This window comes from Rhodanobacter sp. B04, assembly GCF_002001125.1.
Lineage (GTDB): Bacteria > Pseudomonadota > Gammaproteobacteria > Xanthomonadales > Rhodanobacteraceae > Rhodanobacter.
Genome location: NZ_MUNV01000011.1, coordinates 189744 through 211641, shown reverse-complemented (window position 1 = coordinate 211641; position 21898 = coordinate 189744). Strand labels below are relative to the sequence as shown.

18 protein-coding genes are annotated in these 21898 nt (G+C 64.5%); 7 read left to right on the top strand and 11 right to left on the bottom strand.

All coding sequences use genetic code 11. The features are described from left to right. Positions 1-8 precede the first annotated feature (8 nt). Positions 9-1205: a glycine C-acetyltransferase gene (gene kbl, locus B0E46_RS10335; protein WP_077555695.1), complete on the top strand. Its 1197-nt coding sequence runs from the start codon at positions 9-11 to the stop codon at positions 1203-1205. Between the two features lie 36 nt (positions 1206-1241). On the opposite strand, the gene B0E46_RS10330 is transcribed toward kbl, so the two are convergent. The 3 genes from B0E46_RS10330 to B0E46_RS10320 form a co-directional block, all read right to left on the bottom strand. Next, positions 1242-2021: a pseudouridine synthase gene (locus B0E46_RS10330; RefSeq protein ID WP_077555694.1), complete on the bottom strand. Its 780-nt coding sequence runs from the start codon at positions 2019-2021 to the stop codon at positions 1242-1244. 153 nt (positions 2022-2174) lie between these two features. Beyond that, positions 2175-3317 carry an OmpA family protein gene (locus B0E46_RS10325; protein WP_077555693.1) on the bottom strand — a complete coding sequence of 381 codons (1143 nt, stop codon included), beginning with the start codon at positions 3315-3317 and terminating at the stop codon, positions 2175-2177. Between the two features lie 380 nt (positions 3318-3697). Beyond that, entirely contained in the window at positions 3698-5149 is a 1452-nt protein-coding gene (locus B0E46_RS10320) for a bifunctional 2-methylcitrate dehydratase/aconitate hydratase (RefSeq protein ID WP_077555692.1), read from the bottom strand. Positions 5150-5436: 287 nt separating this feature from the next. Between B0E46_RS10320 and B0E46_RS10315 the strand changes: the two genes are divergently transcribed. After that, positions 5437-6147 (top strand): TerC family protein, encoded by a 711-nt coding sequence (locus B0E46_RS10315; RefSeq protein WP_077555691.1) that lies wholly within the window; start codon positions 5437-5439, stop codon positions 6145-6147. A 55-nt stretch (positions 6148-6202) separates the two neighbouring features. Beyond that, positions 6203-6814 (top strand): glutathione S-transferase N-terminal domain-containing protein, encoded by a 612-nt coding sequence (locus tag B0E46_RS10310; RefSeq protein WP_077555690.1) that lies wholly within the window; start codon positions 6203-6205, stop codon positions 6812-6814. A gap of 84 nt (positions 6815-6898) precedes the next feature. On the opposite strand, the gene prpC is transcribed toward B0E46_RS10310, so the two are convergent. Then, a complete protein-coding gene (gene prpC, locus B0E46_RS10305; protein ID WP_077555689.1) occupies positions 6899-8044 on the bottom strand; it encodes a 2-methylcitrate synthase in 1146 nt (381 codons plus the stop codon). A 129-nt stretch (positions 8045-8173) separates the two neighbouring features. Next, entirely contained in the window at positions 8174-9064 is an 891-nt protein-coding gene (prpB, locus tag B0E46_RS10300; protein ID WP_077555688.1) for a methylisocitrate lyase, read from the bottom strand. Positions 9065-9321: 257 nt separating this feature from the next. Here prpB and ahpC point away from each other — a divergent pair, with 257 nt between their 5' ends. Both ahpC and ahpF read left to right on the top strand, forming a co-directional pair. After that, positions 9322-9885 (top strand): alkyl hydroperoxide reductase subunit C, encoded by a 564-nt coding sequence (ahpC, locus tag B0E46_RS10295; RefSeq protein ID WP_077555687.1) that lies wholly within the window; start codon positions 9322-9324, stop codon positions 9883-9885. 141 nt (positions 9886-10026) lie between these two features. Then, a complete protein-coding gene (gene ahpF / locus B0E46_RS10290; protein WP_077555686.1) occupies positions 10027-11619 on the top strand; it encodes an alkyl hydroperoxide reductase subunit F in 1593 nt (530 codons plus the stop codon). A gap of 90 nt (positions 11620-11709) precedes the next feature. Here the strand turns inward: ahpF and B0E46_RS10285 are convergent, their stop codons facing one another. Both B0E46_RS10285 and B0E46_RS10280 read right to left on the bottom strand, forming a co-directional pair. After that, complete coding sequence (locus B0E46_RS10285; RefSeq protein ID WP_077555685.1) at positions 11710-12696, bottom strand: malate dehydrogenase; 987 nt, start codon at positions 12694-12696, stop codon at positions 11710-11712. Between the two features lie 68 nt (positions 12697-12764). Next, positions 12765-13964, bottom strand: a complete 1200-nt coding sequence (locus B0E46_RS10280) for a pyridoxal phosphate-dependent aminotransferase (RefSeq protein WP_077555684.1) — start codon at positions 13962-13964, stop codon at positions 12765-12767. Positions 13965-14180: 216 nt separating this feature from the next. Between B0E46_RS10280 and B0E46_RS10275 the strand changes: the two genes are divergently transcribed. After that, positions 14181-14438, top strand: a complete 258-nt coding sequence (locus B0E46_RS10275; RefSeq protein WP_077555683.1) for a GlsB/YeaQ/YmgE family stress response membrane protein — start codon at positions 14181-14183, stop codon at positions 14436-14438. Between the two features lie 98 nt (positions 14439-14536). On the opposite strand, the gene B0E46_RS10270 is transcribed toward B0E46_RS10275, so the two are convergent. The 3 genes from B0E46_RS10270 to B0E46_RS10260 all read right to left on the bottom strand — a co-directional run bounded on the left by B0E46_RS10270 (position 14537) and on the right by B0E46_RS10260 (position 17573). Beyond that, positions 14537-14962 (bottom strand): YidB family protein, encoded by a 426-nt coding sequence (locus B0E46_RS10270; protein ID WP_077555682.1) that lies wholly within the window; start codon positions 14960-14962, stop codon positions 14537-14539. Positions 14963-15102: 140 nt separating this feature from the next. Further along, entirely contained in the window at positions 15103-15612 is a 510-nt protein-coding gene (locus tag B0E46_RS10265) for a peptidylprolyl isomerase (RefSeq protein ID WP_077555681.1), read from the bottom strand. Between the two features lie 212 nt (positions 15613-15824). After that, on the bottom strand, positions 15825-17573 hold the full coding sequence (locus B0E46_RS10260) for a 3-hydroxybutyrate oligomer hydrolase family protein (protein ID WP_077555815.1): 1749 nt from the start codon (positions 17571-17573) through the stop codon (positions 15825-15827). A 197-nt stretch (positions 17574-17770) separates the two neighbouring features. Here B0E46_RS10260 and B0E46_RS10255 point away from each other — a divergent pair, with 197 nt between their 5' ends. Then, positions 17771-18430: a response regulator transcription factor gene (locus B0E46_RS10255; RefSeq protein WP_077555680.1), complete on the top strand. Its 660-nt coding sequence runs from the start codon at positions 17771-17773 to the stop codon at positions 18428-18430. A 146-nt stretch (positions 18431-18576) separates the two neighbouring features. On the opposite strand, the gene B0E46_RS10250 is transcribed toward B0E46_RS10255, so the two are convergent. Further along, the gene (locus B0E46_RS10250; protein WP_077555679.1) at positions 18577-21885 is read right to left on the bottom strand and encodes a PAS domain-containing hybrid sensor histidine kinase/response regulator; all 3309 of its coding nucleotides are present in this window, start codon (positions 21883-21885) and stop codon (positions 18577-18579) included. Between the last annotated feature and the right edge of the window lie 13 nt (positions 21886-21898).

Sequence of the window (21898 nt, the reverse complement as noted above, 5' to 3'; positions counted from 1 at the left end):
AACCCACCATGAGCTACCCCGGCCAGTCACGCTACGCCAGCGAACTCGAATCCATCCGCGAACAGGGCCTGTTCAAGGCCGAGCGCATCATCACCTCGCCGCAGTCCGCCGAGATCGAGCTGGAAGGCGGCCGCAAGGTGCTGAACTTCTGCGCGAACAACTACCTCGGCCTGGCCGATCATCCCGAAGTGATCCAGGCAGCCAAGGATGCGCTCGACACGCACGGCTTCGGCATGGCCAGCGTGCGCTTCATCTGCGGTACCCAGGACCTGCACAAGCAGCTGGAGGCGCAGATCGCCCACTTCTTCGGTACCGAAGACACCATCCTCTACGCCGCCTGCTTCGACGCCAATGGCGGCCTGTTCGAGCCGTTGCTGGGCGAAGAGGATGCGGTGATCTCCGACGCGCTGAACCATGCCTCGATCATCGACGGCATCCGCCTGTGCAAGGCCAAACGCTTCCGCTACGCCAACAGCGACATGGCCGATCTCGAAAAGCAGCTGCAGGCCGCCGACGCGGCCGGAGCACGCACCAAGCTGATCAGCACCGATGGCGCGTTCTCGATGGATGGCTTCATCGCGAAGCTCGACCAGATCACTGCGCTGGCCGCGAAGTACAACGCGCTGGTACATATCGACGAGTGCCACTGCACCGGCTTCCTCGGCGATACCGGCCGCGGCTCGGCCGAGGTCAACGGCGTGATGGACAAGATCGACATCTTCACCGGCACGCTGGGCAAGGCGCTCGGCGGCGCACTGGGCGGCTTCACCACCGGCCGCAAGGAAGTGGTCGAGATGTTGCGCCAGCGCTCGCGCCCGTACCTGTTTTCCAACTCATTGCCGCCGCACGTGGTCGCCGCGGCGATCAAGGTGTTCGAGATGCTGGCTTCCGCCGGCGACCTGCGTGACAGGGTCAAGCAGAACACCCGCTATTTCCGCGAGCAGATGACGGCGGCCGGATTCGACATCAAGCCAGGCGTGCATCCGATCGTGCCGGTGATGATCTACGACGCGAAGAAGGCGCAGGCAATGGCCTCCGCACTGCTTGACGAAGGCATCTATGTCACCGGATTCTTCTACCCGGTGGTGCCGCAGGGACAGGCGCGCATCCGTACGCAGATGAGTGCGGCACATACCCGCGAGCATCTGGATCACGCGATCGCCGCGTTCACCAAGGTGGGACGGCAGCTTGGCGTGATCGGCTGATCCTGCCGAATTCGGTAGGAGTGGCTGAGGCTGCTCCTACCCATGCTTTAGGCGCGTATCGAGTGCCCTGACCTCGTCGGCACTCAACTGGCGCCACTGCCCCTTCGCCAATTCGCCCAGCGCCAGCGGTCCAATCGCCACGCGGATCAGGCGCAACACATCGAAACCCAGCGCTGCGAGCAAGCGGCGAATGTGCCGGTTGCGGCCTTCGTCCAGCACGACTTCCAGCCACGCGTTCTTCCCGCCGACACGCAGCAAGCTGACCCGGTGTGCCTTCAACAGGTCGCCACCCTCGCGGACACCGGCGTGCATCGCGGCCAACACCGGCGCATCCGGCTGGCCAGCCACTTGCACGTGATAAGTCTTGTCCAGGTGCGTGACAGGATCGGTGATACCGGCCGCCCACGTCGTGTCGTTGCTGAGTAGCAGCAAGCCTTCGCTGGCCTTGTCCAGTCGCCCGACCGGTCCGAGCCATGGCAATCCGGCGGCAGCCAGCGCGGTATAGACCGTGGCGCGCCCCTGCTCATCGGCAGCACTGACAATCAGGCCGCGTGGTTTGTTGAACATCACGTGGATGAGTTCGGCGGATTTCACTGGCTTGCCATCGACGGCCACTTGCTGGCGATCCAGCAGCGTCGGATGGTACGGATCGCGTACAACGCGACCATCCAGGCTTACGCGGCCGTCGCGTATCCATTGTTCGGCCTGACTGCGTGAGCATGCGCCGAGCTTGGACAGGACTCTCGCCAGGCCATGCCGCGGCGCATGGCCTGGCGATGCCTTGGTAACGACGGGGCGGGAAAGTAGGCGTGCCATCCGGTTAGCGTATAGCTCGCTCACGCGGGACGAAAGGATTGTTTGATCGCAGACGATATGCAGCATGAAGCGACGCTGCTGACGTCCAGAACGGACACCAAAAAAAAACCCGGCCGAAGCCGGGTTTTTTTTCATTACATGACCGAGGTTCGATTACTGCTGAACCTGCAGCTCCGTGCGACGGTTCTGGGCACGACCGGCATCCGTGGCGTTGTCGCCGATCGGATCGTTCTTGCCATGGCCGATCGGGCCTTCCAGACGGTCCGCGGCAATGCCGTGAGCGGTCAGGTAGTCATACACGATCTTCGCACGACGCTCGGACAGACCCTGGTTGTACTCATCCGTACCCTTCGAGTCGGTGTAACCCGCCACCGTCACATGCACCTGCGGGTAGCGCTGCAGGGTATCGACGGCCTGATCCAGGATCGACAGCGAGTCCTTGGTCGGTTCGGCCAGCGACTTGGTGATGTTGGTCTCACCCTTCTTCGGGCGATCGAACTTGAAGTTCACACCACGCAGGTCGATCACGACCTTCTGCGGGCAACCATCCGGACCCACGACCGTGCCTTCCGGCAGGTTCGGGCACTTGTTGTCGCAGAGGTTCACGCCGTTGACGATCGTCTTCGAGCAGTCAGGAGCTGCCGGAGCCGGAGCCGGGGCCGGGGCCGGGGCAGCAGCCGGGGAACCAAAGCGCGAGGCGATGCTCAGGCCCAGGAACCAGTCACCGTAGCCGCTCTTGGCCGGGTTGGTCTTGTTGTCCCAGTCGTAGCGGTAACCGGCTTCCAGACGGAGGTCCGTGCTGTCAGAGACCGTCTTCGAAACACCACCGCCCAACTCTGCAGCCGGCGACCAACCGCTTGCATCCATGCTCTGGTGATGGCTGCCCATCACACCAGCCAGCAGGTACGGACGCCATGCGTTCCAGTCGCCTGCGTAGAAGCGTGCGGCGACGCCAACATTGGTGCTGGCCCACGAATTGGCGCTGTGGCCGCCGCCATTGCTGGCACCGTTATCCATTTCACGCTTGGTGCGGTCAACGAACGCATCAATCGACATGTTCGGGGTGAAGAAACGACCAAAGCCCAAGCCGTAATAGAACTGACGGCTGTTGGTATCGCGCTTGGTATCGTTGTAGTAACCGCCAACGGTCGGCGCGATGTACCAGCGGTCGTCATAGCTCGACGTGGCCGACTGGGTAGGTGCAGAAGCAGCCGGAGCCGTGGTGTCTTGCGCATGAACGGCACCTACGCCGCCCAGGGCCAGCGCGATCAGAAAGTACAAGCCCTTACGTTTCATCAGGTGTCTCCTCATTTATTAGATTTTTCGCGTCCGTTCAATCCCAACCGGAAACCGCGCGTCAGAACTGAACTACGTCATTCAGAGCTTTTACAGCCCCTGCTTGGCGTTCATGCGACAAGCGGGGGAGAGTGTAGCAAAATCGTTAAGCCGTTGGCATCTTAACGCATTGACAACCAAATCTTGGTGAGCCTTCGTTCAGGAAAGTTCATTAATCGAATCAATGCTGCGGTTTTGACTTTAACGGAGGCTTATGGTTGGAGTCCTCGCCGGGTCATCTCAACGTCCATAAGATTTAAAGGAAAGGCGATACCGCCCATAACAAGCAAAAATACCGATTGCCTTCCCTGCCTCCCCTTAATATTCCACTCACACCGTCTTTACAACGTGAAGAGTGCCAGGAATTGCTGTACCGGCATCGCATCCAGCCTGGACGGATCCTGCGTAGCCGCCACGATCGCCTTCACTTTGTGTGCCGGCAAATGATCTTGCATCGCAGCTTCAAACTTCTTCAGCAATACAGGAATACCTTCGGCACGACGCTTGCGGTGGCCGAGCGGATAATCAATCGAAATTTTTTGCGTGCTCGTGCCATCCTTGAAATACACCTGCACCGAATTGCCGATATAGCGCTTGCCCGGGTCGAAATAGTCCCTGGTGAACTGCGGATTCTCCACCACCGTCATCTTGTCGCGCAGCGCATCGATGCGCGGATCGGCAGCCACCTCGTCGTTGTAGTCGCTGGCCACGAGGCGACCGAAGATCAGCGGCACGGCCACCATGTACTGGATGCAATGATCGCGGTCGGCGTAGTGGTCCAGCGGACCGGTCTTGTCGATGATGCGGCAGCCAGCCTCCTGGGTCTCGATGACGATCCTCTCGATCTGGTCGAGCTTGCCGACCACTTCGGCATGAAGCTGCATCGCGCACTCCACCGCGGTCTGCGCGTGGAACTCGGCCGGAAAGCTGATCTTGAACAGCACGTTCTCCATCACGTAACTGCCGAACGGGCGCTCGAATTCGAACGTCTTGCCCTTGAACGCGACGTCGTAGAAGCCCCAGGTCTTCGCGCTCAGCGCAGATGGGCAACCGACCACGCCTCGATAGACGGCGTTGATCGCATGCGTGACCGCGCGGCGGCAGGCGTCGCCGGCCGCCCAGCTCTTGCGCGGGCCGGTATTCGGCGCATGGCGATAAGTGCGCAGGGGACCGTTGTCGATCCAGCTGTGCGACACGGCCGCGATGATCTGCTCCCTGTCGCCGCCAAGCATCGCCGTGGCGACCGCCGTGGAGGCCAGGCGCACCAGGATCACGTGATCCTGGCCGACCCGGTTGAAGCTGTTGAGCAAGGCATAGCAGCCCTGGATCTCGTGAGCCTTGATCGCATAGGTCAGCACATCGCGCACGCTAAACCGCCGGCCGCCTTCGCGTTCGGCCTTGCGGCTCAGGTAGTCCGCCACGGCGAGAATCGCGCCGAGGTTGTCCGAGGGATGGCCCCATTCCGCCGCCAGCCAGGTGTCGTTGAAGTCCAGCCAGCGGATCTGCGTGCCGATCGCGAACGCGGCCTGCGCGGGATCCAGTTCGTGACTGGTGCCCGGCACGCGCGCACCGCCCGGCAAGATGGCGCCCGGCACCAGCGGCCCGAGATGTTTCACGCACTCCGGAAACTTCATCGCCAGCATCGCGGTGCCCAGCGAATCCAGCAGCATGTAACGCGCAGTGTCATACGCCTCGGTCGAGTCGATCTTGTAATCGGCGACGTAGTCGGCAATGTCGACCAGCGGCTGATCGGGATCGGGGCGGACAGCGGATCGGATGTCGCGCGCGCTCATGACGTATCTCGCAACATGCGGATAATGACTATTTTAGTCGACTTGCACCCTCTGCCGCAGCGCTGTCCAGCTTGACCGCGACCACGACGCAGCAGACAATCCGGCGATTACCCCAGAAGGGAGTAGTTCCCGACGCAGGCTCGCCTGTATCGGTGTGGTGATCGTCAACACGAGCGACGCTTCGCTCCGGTCACCTCGGCAGTCATGCTGCGAACGAGACTTTTGCGGTGGACACGGGCTACGCGCGCCCGTGCACACCGCATTGTCTGACGCGCATGGACTTACGCATGAACCTCCTCGACGCCGATTTCGTCTCCGACCTGCTGACCATCATCCTGCTCGACCTGGTGCTGGCCGGCGACAACGCCATCGTCATCGCCATGGCGGCCAGCCGCCTGCCCAAGGCAATGCAGAAAAAGGCGGTGTTCTGGGGCACGTTCGGTGCCGTCTCTGTCCGTTTTGCGTTGACCGCGGTGGTGGTCTACCTGCTCAGGCTGCCCGGGCTCATGCTGGCCGGTGGCCTGTTGCTGCTGCCGATCGCGTGGAAACTGCTGCGTCATGACGACAGCCACGATCCCGCGATCAGTGCCGCCGCCACGTTCTGGAGTGCACTGCGCACGATCATCGTCGCCGATGCCCTGATGGGGTTGGACAATGTGCTGGCCATCGCCGGCGCGTCGAGCGGGCATCTTGGGCTGGTCATCCTAGGCCTGCTGATCAGCGTGCCGCTGGTGGTCTGGGGTTCCACGCTGATTCTGAAACTGATCGGCCGCTTTCCGGTCATCATGTACGTCGGGGCTGGCGCCATCGCCTTTACCGCCAGCCGGATGATCACGCATGACCGCTGGGTGGCTGGCTGGTTCGATGGCCATGGCTGGCTGAAATACGTCGTGGACGGTGCGCTGGTGATCGGCATCTGCGGCGGCGGCTGGTGGGTCGCACTACGCGCCAGCCGGGCCAGATCGGCGCTGCATGCCTCACGCGATGGTTCTGCTTGAGTGGTCACGTGTCGACACGCCACACTGCCATGCCCTCCCCTGCGCGGAATCACCCATGAAGCTTTACTACATGCCCGGCGTCTGTTCGTTGGCTGCCCATATCGTGCTGGAGTGGATCGGACAGCCTTACCAGATCGAGGAAGTCCCGCGCGCCGCGCTGCGCTCCCCGGAATACCTGAAGATCAATCCCGATGGCGTGGTACCCGCGCTGGTCGATGACGACGGCTGGGTACTGACCGAAAACGTCGCGATCCTCAACTACCTTGCCGACTGCTTCGCGAAGTCCGGGCTGGGCGGCGACGGCACTCCTCGCCGTCGCGCCGAGATCAACCGCTGGCTGGGCTTCCTAAACTCCGACGTGCATCCCGCGTTCAAGCCGTTGTTCCGGCCCGAGCGCTTCATTGCCGATCCGGCGCAGCATGCCGCATTGCAGACGACCGCGCGAGCCAAGCTGCACAGCTACTTTGAACGCCTGGACACGCAGCTGGCAAACCGGGACTGGCTCGCCGGCACGCGCTCGATCGCCGATCCTTACCTGTTCGTGGTGCAGCGCTGGGCCAGAGCCAAGGCCGTCGATCTGAACGGACTCGACCACCTCGAACGCTTTGTCCATCGCATGCATGCCGATCCCGGAGTCAAGGCCGCCATGCATGCCGAAGGCATCTGAGCGCACTGAACGACACAGGCCCATCGCAAAACCGAAAGAGGGAGCCGAAGGCCACCTCTTTCGGTTCACAGCGAAACTGATGGTTCAGCGCTTGTCGATCGGCGCGTAGGCCAGATCCTCCGGACCGGTGTAGTTCGCGCTCGGACGGATGATCTTGCCGTCCTCGCGCTGCTCGATCACGTGCGCGCTCCAGCCGGAGGTGCGCGCGATCACGAACAGCGGCGTGAACATCGCGGTCGGCACGCCCATCATGTGATACGCACTGGCCGAGAACCAGTCGAGGTTCGGGAACATTTTCTTCTGGTCCCACATCAATTTCTCGATGCGCTCGGAAACATCGAACAAGGTCGGGTTGCCGCCCTCGGTGCACAGCTTGCGCGAGACTTCCTTGATGATCTCGTTGCGCGGATCGGACACGGTGTACACCGGATGGCCGAAACCGATGATGATTTCCTTGCGCTCGACGCGGGCGCGGATATCCGCCTCCGCATCGGCGGCATTGCGGTAGCGCGCGATGATCTCCATCGCCACCTCGTTGGCGCCGCCATGCTTCGGGCCGCGCAGCGCACCGATCGCGCCGGTGAGCGCCGAGTACATGTCCGAGCCGGTGCCGGCGATGACGCGTGCAGTGAAGGTCGAGGCGTTGAACTCGTGCTCCGCGTACAGCACCAGCGACTTGTCCAGCGCATGCGCGTGCAGCTCGCTCGGTTTCTTGCCGTGCAGGAGATGCAGGAAGTGCGCCGCGATCGATTCGTCGTCGGTCTGCGTCTCGATGCGCTTGCCGTTGTGGCTGAAGTGATACCAGTACAGCAGCATCGAGCCGAAGCTGGCCATCAGGCGGTCGGCGATCTCGCGCGCGCCGGTGACGTTGTGGTCGTCCTTCTCCGGCAGCACGGTGCCGAGCACGGAGCAGCCGGTGCGCAGCACGTCCATCGGATGCGTCGCGGCAGGCAGCAGCTCCAGCGCGCTCTTCACCGGCGCCGGCAGGCCACGCAGGCGCTTCAGGCGCGCGCGGTAGTTGTTCAGCTCGGTCCAGTTCGGCAGCACGCCGTGCACCAGCAGGTAGGCCACTTCCTCGAAGCAGCCCTTGGCGGCCAGGTCGTGGATGTCGTAGCCGCGGTAATGCAGATCATTGCCGCTACGGCCGACCGTGCACAGCGCGGTATTGCCTGCCGCCACGCCTGACAGCGCGACGGATTTCTTGGCCTTGGGAAGAACTTGTTCAGTCATGCGATTTCTCCATCAACCCAGCGAGACGGCACATGCGCATCGCACATGGCCGCCAGTTCGAAATCAGAGGCTGCCGATCGGACGAAAGGCAGCCATGGAATACGGCAACACCCTCGGCAACCGCCGCACTCAGCTTTCCTTGCCACCGGCGAACAGCTCGTCGAGCTTTTTCTCGTAGCCGTGGTAACCGAGGTAGTCGTAAAGCTCTTCGCGCGTCTGCATGGTCGGCACGGCGGCCTTCTGCGTGCCGTCACGGCGCACTGTCTCGTAGAAGTTCAGCGCCGCCTTGTTCATCGCCCGGTACGCGCCGCAGCAGTACAGGATGATGTCGACGTTCGCACTGGCCAGCTCCTCGCGGGTGAACAACGGGGTCTGGCCGAATTCGGTGATGTTGGCGAGGATCGGCACCTTCACTGCCGCCTTGAACTGGCGGTACTGCTCCAGGGTGTAGATCGCCTCGGGGAAGATCATGTCGGCACCGGCTTCGACGCAGGCCTGCGCACGCTCGATCGCCGACTCCAGACCCTCCACCGCGATGGAATCGGTACGCGCCATGATCACGAACTGCCCGTCGCTGCGCGCGTCCACCGCCGCCTTTACCCGGTCGACCATCTCGTCCTTCGACACGATCGCCTTGCCTGGACGATGGCCACAACGCTTCGCCGCGACCTGGTCCTCGATATGCAAGGCGCCGGCACCCGCCTTGATCAGCGAACGCACGGTGCGCGCGATGTTGAACGCACCGCCCCAGCCGGTATCCACGTCGACCAGCAGCGGCAGGTCGCAGACGTCGGTGATGCGGCGGATGTCGGTGAGCACGTCTTCCATCGTGCTGATGCCCAGGTCGGGCATGCCCAGCGAATTCGCGGCCACGCCACCGCCAGACAGGTAGATCGCCTTGAAGCCGGTACGCTGCGCCATCCGTGCGGCGTAAGCCGTGATGGCGCCAACGACCTGCAGCGGCTGTTCCTCGGCAACGGCGGCACGAAAGCGCGCGCCGGGGGATGCGGACTGTGTCATATCGCCTCCGTCAAAACGGGCATTTTAGCGCACTGCGACGCGCCGCCCCACGCGCGGTGTGCCGCCATGAGTCGATCATCCTGACGACGGTTTGCACATGCACGCCACGCGGGGCACGAACAACCGGCCCGATGCCACCGACCCGGCCCACGACGATAGCCAAAAACAATCGAAGCAATGCTTATAATCAATTAGATTAATCGTCCTGAGCCCCCTATCCTCACGCTTCACTTTCAACCACCACGGGAAAACCCACGATGTCGCTGATCAACACCGAAATCAAACCGTTCAAGGCGCAGGCGCTCAAGAGCGGCCAGTTCATTGAAGTTTCCGATGCCGACCTGAAGGGCAAGTGGTCCGTCGTGTTTTTCTACCCGGCAGACTTCACCTTCGTCTGCCCGACCGAGCTGGAAGACCTGGCTGACAACTACGCCGAGTTCCAGAAGCTGGGCGTCGAGATCTACTCGGTCTCCACCGACACCCATTTCGCGCACAAGGCCTGGCACGACACCTCCGATGCGGTGAAGAAGATCAACTACACGATGGTCGGCGATCCGACCGGCACGATCAGCCGCAACTTCGGCGTGATGATCGAGGAAGCGGGCCTGGCCGATCGCGGCACCTTCGTGATCGATCCAGCGGGCAAGATCCAGATCGTCGAGATCACTGCCGGCGGCATCGGCCGTGACGCCAAGGAGCTGCTGCGCAAGGTCAAGGCTGCCCAGTACGTCGCCGCTCATCCGGGCGAAGTCTGCCCGGCCAAGTGGAAGGAAGGCGAGAAGACCCTCGCGCCGTCGCTCGACCTGGTCGGCAAGATCTAAGCGACACCGCGCGCCATGCGCCACGGACCCGGAGTTCTTCCGGGTCCGGATTACCGGAACACAGTGCAATGACGACGCCCGGGTCCGCCCGGGTGCTCGTCACGTACACCCTGAAGAAACCCATTGACGGAGAGCTCGCCCATGTTGGATGCCAATCTCACAGCCCAGTTGAAGGCCTATCTGGAAAAGGTCACGCAGCCGATCGAGATCGTTGCGTCGCTGGACGACAGTGCCAAGTCGCTTGAGCTGAACGAGCTGCTCGGGGAGATCGCCGCGCTGTCTGACCGGATCAACCTGGTGCGCCGCGATGACAACGAGCGCAAGCCGTCGTTCGCGATCAACCGCGTCGGCAGTGATATCGGCGTGCGTTTCGCCGGCATCCCGATGGGCCACGAATTCACCTCGCTCGTGCTCGCCCTGCTGCAGGTCGGCGGACATCCGTCCAAGACTGCTACGGACGTGATCGAGCAGGTGCAGAACCTCGATGGCGACTATCGTTTCGAAACCTATTTTTCGCTGTCCTGCCAGAACTGCCCCGACGTGGTGCAGGCGCTGAACCTGATGAGCGTGCTGAATCCGAAGATCCAGCACGTCGCCATCGACGGCGCGCTGTACCAGGACGAGGTCGATGCACGCCAGGTGATGTCAGTGCCGACCGTCTATCTCAACGGCGAAGTGTTCGACCAGGGCCGCATGAGCCTGGAACAGATCCTAGCCAGGCTCGACACAGGCGCCGCAAAGCGCGAAGCCGAAAAACTCAAGACCAAGGACGCGTTCGATGTACTCGTGGTCGGCGGCGGCCCGGCCGGCTCGGCGGCAGCGATCTATGCCGCACGCAAGGGCATCCGCACCGGCGTGGCGGCCGAACGTTTCGGCGGCCAGGTGCTGGACACCATGGCGATCGAGAACTTCGTTTCCGTCTCGCATACCGAAGGCCCGAAGCTGGCCACCGCGCTGGAACAGCACGTCAAGGATTACGACGTCGACGTCATGAACCTGCAGCGTGCGGAAAAACTGCTGCCGGCGACGGAAACCGGTGGCCTGATCGAAGTGCGCCTGGCCAACGGCGCCACGCTGAAATCGAAGACGGTGATCCTGTCCACCGGCGCCCGCTGGCGGCAGATGAACGTGCCCGGCGAAGACGAGTACCGCAACAAGGGGGTGGCCTACTGCCCGCATTGCGACGGCCCGCTGTTCAAGGGCAAGCGCGTGGCGGTGATCGGCGGCGGCAACTCCGGCGTCGAGGCGGCGATCGACCTCGCTGGTATCACCAGTCATGTCACCATGGTCGAGTTCGACAGCAAGCTGCGTGCGGACGAAGTCCTGCAGCGCAAGCTGCGCAGCCTGCCGAACGTCGACATCCTCGTCAGCGCGCAAAGCACCGAAGTGCTGGGCGATGGCCAGAAGGTCAGCGGGCTGGTCTACAAGGATCGCGTCAACGGTGACATGCACACGATAGAGCTGGAAGGCATCTTCGTGCAGATCGGCCTGCTGCCCAACACCGAGTGGCTGAAAGGTACGCTGGAGCTGTCTCCACGCGGCGAAATCGTCATCGACGAACGCGGCCAGACTTCGTTGCCGGGCGTATTCGCCGCTGGCGACGCCACCACGGTGCCCTACAAGCAGATCGTCATCGCAATGGGTGCCGGTTCCACTGCTGCACTGAGCGCGTTCGACCATCTGATTCGCAGCCCAATGGCAACGAACGCCGAAAAGGAAGCGATCGCCGCTTGATCGGCTTGATCGGAATGAGCCGGATGGATCGTCAAACGAAGAAGGCGGCACAGTAGCCGCCCTCTTCGATCCACGATGAAATGGTGACGCTTACTTCTTCGCGAACAGATGCTCGACGCCGGCGCGCTCTTCGCGCAGTTCCTTGTCGGTAGCGTCCATGCGGGCGCGCGAGAAGTCGTTGATCGCCAGGCCCTGCACGATCTCGTACTTGCCGTTCTTCACCGTCACCGGGTAGCCGTAGATCACACCCGGCGCGATGCCGTAGGAACCATCGGACGGGATGCCCATCGAGACCCAGTCGCCCTCGGCCGTACCCAGCGCCCACGAGCGCATGTGGTCGACCGCGGCCGAGGCAGCGGAAGCCGCCGAGGAAGCGCCGCGCGCCTTGATGATCGCCGCGCCGCGCTGCTGCACGGTGGGGATGAAATCGCTCTCGTACCAGGCCTGGTCGACCAGCGACAGCGCCGCCTTGCCGTCCACCGTGGCGTGGTGCAGGTCCGGGTACTGGGTGGAGCTGTGGTTGCCCCAGATCGTCATCTTCTTGATGTCGGTGTTATGCTTGCCGGTCTTTTCGGCGAGCTGGCTCAGCGCGCGGTTGTGGTCGAGGCGGACCATCGCGGTGAAGCACTTCGGATCCAGGTCCGGTGCATTCTGCTGGGCGATCAGCGAGTTCGTGTTGGCCGGGTTACCGACCACCAGCACGCGCACGTCACGCTTGGCGTGGTCGTTCAGCGCCTTGCCCTGCGGGCCGAAGATGGCGCCGTTGGCTTCCAGCAGATCCTTGCGCTCCATGCCCGGGCCGCGCGGGCGCGCGCCGACCAGCAGCGCATAGTCGACGTCCTTGAACGCGACATTGAGGTCGTCGGTGGCGACGATGCCGGCCAAGGTCGGGAATGCGCAGTCATTGAGTTCCATCACCACGCCCTGCAGCGCGGGCAGCGCCGGGGTGATTTCCAGCAGATGCAGGATCACCGGCTGGTCCTTGCCCAGCATGTCGCCAGCGGCGATGCGGAACAGCAAGGCATAACCGATCTGGCCGGCGGCGCCGGTAACGGCAACTCGAACGGGGGCTTTCATTATGGCAACTCCTTGGGGGTGCAAAACTTGAAAGGCCCGCATCCTGCGATGCGGGCCGGAACAATCACTCAGCTCAGTTCGGCGAAGAACTCGGCGATACGCGCTAGGCCTGGCGCCAACTGTGCCGTGGGACAGGTATAGGAAATGCGCATGGCGCGCGGCTCGCCGAACGCCGAGCCCGGCACGCAGGCTACGCCCTTCGCTTCAAGCAACGCGGCGCAGAACTCCACATCGCTGTCGATCTTCACGCCGTTGTGGCTCTTGCCGAACGCGACGGAGATATCCGGGAACGCGTAGAACGCGCCCTGCGGTCGCGGGCAGACCACGCCCGGTATCGCGCTGAGCGCGGCGACCACGATGTCGCGCTTGCCGGCGAATTCGGCGCACTTCGCCTGCGGGATGTCCTGCGGACCGGAGAACGCAGCCACCGCCGCCGCCGTGATCACTTCCGGAATGCTGGTGATGTGATTGGAATTGAGCGTGGTGACCGCCTTGGCCACCGACTCCGGACCCGCGATCAGGCCGACGCGCCAGCCGGGCATGCCGTAGGTCTTGGAGACCGAATCGACGAAGACCAGCCGCTCGCGAAGCTCGGGCCGAGCGAACACGAAGTTGTGATAGCCGATGCCGTCGAACACCATCGAGTTGTAGATGTCGTCGGTGACGATCCAGGTATCCGGATGCTTCACCAGCACCTCGGCCAGCGCAGCGATCTCGTCGTGCGTGTAGACCATGCCGGTGGGATTGGACGGATTGTTGAACAGGAACACTTTCGGCTTGCGCGCCAGCGCCGCGTCGAGCTGGGCCGGCGTCAGCTTGTAGTTCTGCGCCGCGCCGCAATGCAGCACGTTGACCTTCGCGCCGACGATATCGGCGATGTCGTGATAAGTGGTCCAGTACGGCGCCGCGAAACAGATCTCGTCGCCTTCGTTGAGCAACGCCTCGGCCAGGTTGTACAGCACTTGCTTGGCGCCGATGCCGATCGAGAGGTTCATGCGGCCGTAACCGCTGAAGCCCAACGCCTCGATGTGCTGCAGGAACGCATCCAGCAGCGGCTCCGCACCGCGGTTGCTGCCGTACTGGCCGGAGTCGTGCGACAGCGCCTCGCGCGCCGCGGCGTACACATGCTCGCCGGGCAGGAAGTTCGGCACGCCGATCGAGAAGCTGATGATGTCGCGGCCGGCAGCCTTGAGCTGCTTCGCCTTCTCGGCAATCACCATGATCGCGCTGGGTTTGGCGCGGCCGACACGCTGGGCAAGCTGGGGCATGGGTTCCTCGACGTCAGGGGGATGAGGTCAGCAAACCCGTGAATTTTAGCATGCGGCGATGCGGCATTCGGCAGGGTCGTAAAAGCTTGCGCGATCAAATGCCTATGGTGCTTCCCGACGCAGCCGTTGCATGATGCGGGCGCCGCCTCGTTACGTGTAGCCGATCACCGGTGGCAGTGATTCATTCCAAAAAACAACCCAAGGAGGTAGGTACCCATGTTCCACCTGATTTGGTCCATCATCGTCGGTTTCTTCGTGGGCCTGATCGCCCGGGCAATTCTTCCCGGTGCGGATCACATGGGCTTCTGGATGACAGCTGGTGTCGGTATCGTGGGTTCGCTGATAGGCGGTTTGATCGGCAACATGATCAAGCGGCCGGATCCCGGCGCCAAATTCCATCCTGCAGGCTTTCTGATGTCCATCATCGGCGCCATCATCCTGCTGCTGGTGTTGCGTTACGTATTCCACATGTAACTGTCGCCGCCGACCGGCACAGCACCGCCGGCCTCGCGGCAACATGCACGAAAATCGGCGGGGCCATGCCCCGCCGATTCGTTTTCAGGAGTCCGACCTCAGGCCTGGCTGCCGAGCAGCTTGCCGGCAAGACCTTCGAGCATGCCCAGATTGAAACCGCCCCCCTGCCCGGCTTCCGGCACCTGGCCGTCCGGCGTCAGGTGATCGACCGCATGCGGCAGCACCTGCGAGAGCTGGCCGAGCAACTGGCCCGGGTCCACGCCCAGCTTCCCGGCCGCTTCCTGCACCACCGCGCCGAGGCCGCCGTTCTGCAATGCCTGGCCCAGCTGGTCGCCCGACACCGCCTGATTCGCGCCGCTGCCGACCCACGACTGCACTGCATCGCCCAACCCATGCTGTTGCAGCATGTTGGTCAACCCCTGCACGCCGCCGGCCTGCTGGATCAGTTGGCCAGCCACGCCAATCAGCGAACCCGCACCGGCCTGTTGCCCCTGTCCTCCGAGCAAACCATCGAGGAATGACATGGTCGTTCTCCTTCGTTGAATGAATGGGCATGAAGCCAGCCGATCATAGGCGCGCAAATCGGCATTTGTCATGACATCGCCCCACAAAAGAAACCGCCGGCTGAGGGCCGGCGGTTTCCTGCGAATCGGCTGACGGAGCCTCAACCGCGCTGGTCGAGCACCGCGTTCCAATCCTTCACGCGATCGGACTGCGCGGCGAGCAGCGCATCGACGTCGCCCTCCACGGTGACCTTCTCGATCACGTCGCCCTGCTGGATCGCGTTGACCACGGCCATGTCAGCGGCATCGACGACTTCGCCGAACACGCTGTGCTTGCCGTCCAGCCACGGCGTGGCGCCATGGGTGATGAAGAACTGGCTGCCGTTGGTGCGCGGACCGGCGTTGGCCATCGACAGCACGCCCGGCTTGTCGTGACGCAGCGACGCGTTGAATTCGTCCTCGAACTTGTAGCCCGGGCCGCCGCGACCGCTGCCCTCGGGGCAACCGCCCTGGATCATGAAGTCGGCGATCACGCGATGGAACGACAAACCGTCGTAATAGCCGCGCTTGGCCAGGTTGACGAAACTGGCCACGGTGACCGGTGCCTTGTCCTCATGCAGACGCAGGTGGATCGGGCCACGGTTGGTGGTGAAGGTGACGTTGATGGTCATCGCAAATCCTTGAGTTCGATAGCGGCATCGTGCGCCGGCACGGGCACGAGGGTTGCCAAGAATACTCCAGCGGGGCATGTGAATCAGCGGCCATGACTTTCACGACCGGCACCGCCTCATCGCGCGCCTGCAACACAGCGCAATGCCGTCGAAAGACAAACCTTCGGCGCCGCCCCGGCTGCCTACGCCGGAGGCGAACGGCAGCGGAGCCGCTACGGCAGGCCCAGCACCTGGCGCTCCAGCGTACCCGCACCACGCGGCTGGGCTGCCGGAACAGGTACCTCGGCCGGCCAGACCGCTCCGTCGTAAAGATGCGCCCACAGACGATCCAGCGCCGTATAGCCATAAGGCAGCAGCGGCACGTGTCGGTCACCGAAACCGGGCAATGCCAGGAAGGCATCGAAGTGCTGCGCATGCGGCACCTTCCAGTAGATCGGCTGGCGCCCCTCATCGCGCAACCACGCCACATAGGGTTCGGAGCTGAAGGCGGTGGGCAGCAAGCCGTCGCCGGCACCGTGCACGACCCATAGCGGCAGATCGCTGCGCGGCAACTTGACCACGGTGGCGGCAATGGAAGCGTGCAAGGCCTGCGACTCGTGATCGTCCCCGGTCCACAGCGCGCGCAGGCATTCGCTGCCGATCAGGGTGGGATCGGTCGAGACACTGGTGCCGCCGAGCAAGCCGATACCGTTGCCCGGCGGAATACCGGAACCGTCCGCCCACCATGCCGCACGCACCGCAGGGTCGATCGGGCTGGGGACTCCCTTGGCATCGACTGCGGCGTAATGAAAACCGCATGGCATGTCGGTGGCATCCCGGCGCAGATACGACGAGGCATAGCCGGCTGCGATCACCCGCCACAGGTCGAACGCGGTGGTACTCGCGGCCGTGCTCATCGCCTCGTCCGTCCAGCCGCGGGCATGCAGATACTGCCGCGCCTGTTCGGCCTGCTCGGCCACCGTGTTGCCACTCAGCTTGCCCTGCGCGCGCAGGCTGGCACAGCGCACCGGCCAGGCCGGCAGCGGCACGCCCCGCGGCCCGCGCGCCAACGGCACGCTGGCGAAATGCTCGGCGCTCAACGCACACGGCAGCCAGATCGCCGCCTCGGTGGCGTAGTCGTACATCGCACGGCCATGGCCCTGCACATGCACATTCGGCTCCAGCGCCACCACGCCGGCGAAAAAGTGTTCCTTGTCGAGACCGGCCGCCTGCAGCACCGCACCGCCGCCATTGGACAGGCCGGTGGCGATGATCTTGGTGTTCTGCGGGGTGAACGGCGCATCGGCGGGAAACGCGCGATCGAGCATGGCCAGCCCGAACTGCGCCGCCTGGATCACATGCCGGCCCCAGTCGGCCTCCGGGTTGTCGCCGGAGTTCATCTGCTTCACCGCGATGCCCGCCGTCGGTGGCGCTGGCGTGGGCTGGAATTCCAGCTCCACCTCACCGCGCTTGGCGCGACGGCCATCCAGCCCGACGCCGCTGTTGTCGGCATAATCGAAATAGCCGGCGCCCGTGCCCTTGTCCGTATAGGCCACCGCGCAACCATGCGGCAGGCCCCAGGCGCCGGCCAGCGCGATCGCGCCATAGATGCCGCGCGAACCGGACGAGGCGGTCACCACCAGGCAGCGCTTCTGCCGGTCGAAATGGTCGGGCACCTGCAGCAGCACGCGATGCGGAGCGCGCGCACCGGGGATGCGTGCGAACGCCTGGTATTCGCGACCAGGCACGTCCGGCACGCCGCCATACACAGTGCCGTAACCGCCCAGCGGGCCGAGATCGGCAATGCCCTTCCAGCTGGTCTGGATCGCCCGTCGGCGCAACTCTTCCGCCGTGGGATTCAGCGGATCGGCAAACGGCAGCGGCACGCTGGCCAGACCGGCCAGCCCCAAGCCGGCACTCAGCAAGTCATCGCCGCCGCGATGATCGGTCATCCGCACTTCGCCGTACTCCACATCACGCATCACGGGTTCCTTGGACACAGGGCCAGCGGCGCAAGCCGACAGCATGAGCAGGACCAACAGAGGGAAGACGCCGGCGGATTTTTTCATCCCACCACCATAACAAGCATGCACGCACCCGCCATCGTACGAAAGTCCAGCATGACAGCAGTGACCTGTGGACCTCGACGGCGGTGCTCCAGCCCGCTAACGTCCACGGCATGACGAGCCTGCTGATCGCCGACGACCACCCGCTGTTCCGCGCCGCGCTGCGCCTGGCCGCGAGCGAAAGCCTGCATGACTGCCGTGTGCGCGAAGCCGCCGACCTGTCCGGCGTACTCGCCGCGCTGGCCGCCGAACCGGACACCGACCTGGTGCTGCTCGACCTGCACATGCCCGGCAGCCAGGGCCTGTCCGGTCTGGCCACGCTGCGCGGCCAGCATCCCGGCGTGGCCGTGCTGGTGGTCTCCGCCCACGACGAACCGCGCATCGTGCGCCGCGTGCTCGATCACGGCGCCGCCGGCTTCATTCCCAAGAGCGCCAGCCCCGCCGAGATCGGCGAAGCGATCCGCAGCGTGCTCGACTGCGGCAGCTGGTTGCCGCCCTGTCTTGCCGCCGCCGTCGCGGCCTTGCACGCCGATCCCGCCGATACCGACCTCGCCAGTCGCCTCGCCCGCCTCACCGAACAGCAATCCCGCGTCCTCACGCTGCTCGCCGAAGGCCTGCTCAACAAGCAGATCGCCGATCGCCTGGCGATCCAGGAGCGCACGGTGAAGGCGCATGTGACGGCGATCTTCGAGAAGCTCAGGGTAAGGAATCGGACGCAAGCGGGGATGTTGTTGCGGTCGCTGGATCTTGGGGAGCCCGCGCGAGTTGGTTGAGAGGATCGCAAGGTTATGTCGATATCCAGGATCCAGGCGCTACTACCTTCTAGTCATGCCCGATGATGGGTATCGGCTGTAATTGGCTTGTGGCCGCTTTCGATGGCGGACTCGACCGGTCGATGCAACAACTTGGGCAAACCACGTCACGCCCGTATCGTTCCCGTAGCCACTCGCTGCAACACCTGCCGCAGCGCCAGCGGCTTCAACGGCTTGTACAACACCCCCACACCCGCATCGAGCAGTCGCTGGCGCAACTCTCCATCGCGATCCGCCGTAAGCATCACGGTCGGCACATCGGCATGCAGTTCGCGTAGCTGATGCCAAACATCGAAACCGGTGGTACCGCCGTCGAGGTGGAAATCGAGAATATGCAGATCAGGCCGCCACGGCGCCGCCAGCGCCTGCCCGGCATTGCGTGCGGCGTGCACATGCCAACCCCAGCTGGTCAACAGACTGCTGAGCGCAGCGAGTGCGGCCGGTTCGTTATCCAGCACCAGTGCACGACCGGCTGGCAATGACTGCTGCGCATCGGTAGCAGGCGGCAGTCGTATCGCGGTACGTGCCATCGGCATGCTGAGGTCGAACACGCTGCCGCGACCCGGCCACGAGCGCAGCCCGAGCGGATGACCGAGTAGTCCAGCCATGCGTTGCGCAATCGACAGGCCCAGCCCAAGTCCCTGCCCGCCGGCGGCGCTGCCGCGACGGAATTCCTGGAAGATCAGTTGCTGCTCGCCCGGCGCGATGCCCGGCCCGGTATCCCAGACTTCCACACGCAATTGCTGGCCGGAGCGACGCACACCCAGCAGCACGCGACCGTGCTCCGCATACCGCAACGCATTCGACAGGAAGTTCTGCAGCACGCGGCGCAGCAGTTGCGGATCGGAGCGCACCCATGCGCGCGTGCCGACCACGTCGAAGCGCACGCCACGGTCGTGCGCGATGGCGCGGAATTCCGCAGCCAGCGGATCGAGCACCTCGGCCAGCGGAAACGCGCGCGGCTGCGGATGCAGGCGGCCGCCTTCCAGCCGTGCGATGTCGAGCAGGCCGGCGAGCAGGCCTTCGGTGGCGGCCAGTGCGCCATTGAGGTGATGCGCGGTGGTGGCATCGGCGCCACGCTCGGTGAGCGAGTGGGCGAACAGCTGTGCCGCATGCAGCGGCTGCATCAGGTCGTGGGTTACCGCGGTGAGGAAGCGGCTCTTCGCCTCGTTCGCGCCCTGCGCCTCCGCCGAGGCCGCGGCCAGCGCACGGGTGCGCTCCTCCACCCGCAGTTCGAGCGTTTCATTGACGCGCTTGAGCGAGCCTTCGGCCTGGCGGAAGGCGGTGACGTCGGTGAAGGTGGCGACGAAGCCGCCGCCGGGCATCGGGTTGCCGCGGATCTCGACGATGGTGCCGTCGGGGAAGCGCCGTTCGGACAGGTGCCGGGTGCCGGCACGCATGTGGGTGAGCCGCTGCTGCACGCGCTGTTCGACTTCGCCGGGACCGAGCATGCCGGCGCTGATGTTGTAGCGGGTCAGCTCGGCGACCGAGCGGCCGACCTGCAGCAGTTCGGGCGGGTAGTTGAACAGGCGCGCATACGGACTGTTCCAGGCGACCAGCTGCAGCTCGGCATCGACCACGCAGATGCCCTGGCTCATGTTCTCCAGTGCAGCCTCCAGCACGCGCTGGTTGAAGCGCAGGTCCTGCGCCGCCTCGCCGACGATGGCCACGACGGTATCCAGATCGTCGCGGCCCTGCCGGTGCACCACCTCCAGCAGCAGCCGCGCCGAGGCGGCACCGATCACCGCGGCCAGTTCGTGCTCGACCTCGGCCACGCGCGCACTGCCGGCGGACCCGGTCGGGGGCGCATTGGCGAACAAATGCTCGACCCGTTCGGGCGGCAGGAAACGCGTCGCCAGCGCATGCAACTCAGTGACACCGACATGGCCCACGCTGACCGCATGGGCGACCCGGCCATAGCGCGAGCCGGCCACCGCCAGCATCACCGCGCCATTCGCCGCCAGACTCACCACCACCGCGCGCCCCAGCCGGTTCCAGTCGCCGAGTCCGAGCAGGTCGTCCGGCGCCAGCCAGCGCAGGCCGAACGGGCCCACGTGCAGCCACGGCAAGGCCGCCGGCAACAGCGACGGCAGCACCGCATACGTCCACACCAGCGTGCCGGCCGCCAGCCCGGCCATCACCGCGCGCGAACCCAGTTGCGGGCGGTACACCGCGGCCAGCAGCGCGGGCGTCAGCCCGGCCAGCGCGGAGAACGAGATCGCACCGATATCGGCCAGGGCCTCGTTGCGTGCCAGCACGCGGCTGTACGCCCACGCCAGCAGGATCACCACCAGGATCGCCACGCGCCGGTGGTTCAGCAGCTCGCCGCGCAGATCGCCATGTTCGTCGCGACCCCAGCCGGCCTTCACCCGCAGCGGTGCAATGAGGTGATTGACCACCATCAGGCTCAAGGTCAGCGTGGCGATCACCACCATGCTGGTGGCGGCACTGAGGCCGCCGAGGAAGGCGATCAGCGCCAGGCCGTGCTCGCCGCGCGCCATCGGCAGCGCCAGCACGTACATGTCCGACGACACACCGCTCGGCCCCAGCAATGCGTCGCCCATCCGCGCCAGCGGCAGGATCGGCAGCGAGATCAGCAGCAGGTACAACGGAAACAGCCAGCGCGCGCTGCGCAGGTGCCCGTCGTTGCGGCACTCCACGATGCCCGCATAGAACTGGTGTGGCATGGTGAACATCGCCAGCGCCCCGAGCAGGATCAGCGCGGGGAAACCGCTGCTGTCCGGCGGTGGCGGCACGTTGACCGGCAAGCCCGCCGGCAACGCGGCGAACAGCAGCGTGCCCAGCGCCAGCATCGCGCCGAGCTTGAACAGCGACTCAAACGCCATCGCCAGCACCAGCCCGCGGTTGTGCGCCATGGTCGAGGCGCGCCGCGTGCCGAACAGCATCGCGAACAGCGCCATCAGCAGCGCCACATACAGCGCACTGTCCTGCCACGGCTCCGATTCGGACAGTTGTCCGTGGCTGAGGATGCCGTAGCTCATCGCCACCGCCTTCAGCTGCAGCGCGATATACGGCACGATGCCGATCAGCACCACCACGGTGACCAGCGCGGCCAGCCCCGAATGCCGCCCCAGCCGTACCGCGATCAAGTCGGCCAGCGAACCGGCGTTGTACTCGCGCACCAGCTGCACCAGACGGCGTAGGAATTTCAGCGCGAACAGGTACACCAGAATCGCCCCGACAAACGTCGGCGGCAGCCACCAGCCGGAGCGGCTGGCCTGGGTCACCGTGCCGTAGAACGTCCACGAGGTGCAGTGGATCGCCAGCGACAGCGCGTAGACCATCGCCCAGCGCTTCTCGAAAAGGTGTGGGCGACGTTCGCCCAGCAGCGCCACGCCGAACAGCAGGCCCAGCCAGCACAGCGCGGCGACGGCGATCAGCCCTGCGCTCAGCATGGGAGGTTTCCTA

Coding starts and splice junctions, on each gene's coding strand:
- prpC (WP_077555689.1), bottom strand. CDS start 8,044: ATGACTGAACAAGTTCTTCCCAAGGCCAAGAAATCCGTCGCGCTGTCA.
- kbl (WP_077555695.1), top strand. CDS start 9: ATGAGCTACCCCGGCCAGTCACGCTACGCCAGCGAACTCGAATCCATC.
- B0E46_RS10250 (WP_077555679.1), bottom strand. CDS start 21,885: ATGCTGAGCGCAGGGCTGATCGCCGTCGCCGCGCTGTGCTGGCTGGGC.
- B0E46_RS10330 (WP_077555694.1), bottom strand. CDS start 2,021: ATGGCACGCCTACTTTCCCGCCCCGTCGTTACCAAGGCATCGCCAGGC.
- prpB (WP_077555688.1), bottom strand. CDS start 9,064: ATGACACAGTCCGCATCCCCCGGCGCGCGCTTTCGTGCCGCCGTTGCC.
- B0E46_RS10285 (WP_077555685.1), bottom strand. CDS start 12,696: ATGAAAGCCCCCGTTCGAGTTGCCGTTACCGGCGCCGCCGGCCAGATC.
- ahpC (WP_077555687.1), top strand. CDS start 9,322: ATGTCGCTGATCAACACCGAAATCAAACCGTTCAAGGCGCAGGCGCTC.
- B0E46_RS10270 (WP_077555682.1), bottom strand. CDS start 14,962: ATGTCATTCCTCGATGGTTTGCTCGGAGGACAGGGGCAACAGGCCGGT.
- B0E46_RS10255 (WP_077555680.1), top strand. CDS start 17,771: ATGACGAGCCTGCTGATCGCCGACGACCACCCGCTGTTCCGCGCCGCG.
- ahpF (WP_077555686.1), top strand. CDS start 10,027: ATGTTGGATGCCAATCTCACAGCCCAGTTGAAGGCCTATCTGGAAAAG.
- B0E46_RS10310 (WP_077555690.1), top strand. CDS start 6,203: ATGAAGCTTTACTACATGCCCGGCGTCTGTTCGTTGGCTGCCCATATC.
- B0E46_RS10320 (WP_077555692.1), bottom strand. CDS start 5,149: ATGAGCGCGCGCGACATCCGATCCGCTGTCCGCCCCGATCCCGATCAG.
- B0E46_RS10325 (WP_077555693.1), bottom strand. CDS start 3,317: ATGAAACGTAAGGGCTTGTACTTTCTGATCGCGCTGGCCCTGGGCGGC.
- B0E46_RS10275 (WP_077555683.1), top strand. CDS start 14,181: ATGTTCCACCTGATTTGGTCCATCATCGTCGGTTTCTTCGTGGGCCTG.
- B0E46_RS10260 (WP_077555815.1), bottom strand. CDS start 17,573: ATGCGTGATGTGGAGTACGGCGAAGTGCGGATGACCGATCATCGCGGC.
- B0E46_RS10265 (WP_077555681.1), bottom strand. CDS start 15,612: ATGACCATCAACGTCACCTTCACCACCAACCGTGGCCCGATCCACCTG.
- B0E46_RS10315 (WP_077555691.1), top strand. CDS start 5,437: ATGAACCTCCTCGACGCCGATTTCGTCTCCGACCTGCTGACCATCATC.
- B0E46_RS10280 (WP_077555684.1), bottom strand. CDS start 13,964: ATGCCCCAGCTTGCCCAGCGTGTCGGCCGCGCCAAACCCAGCGCGATC.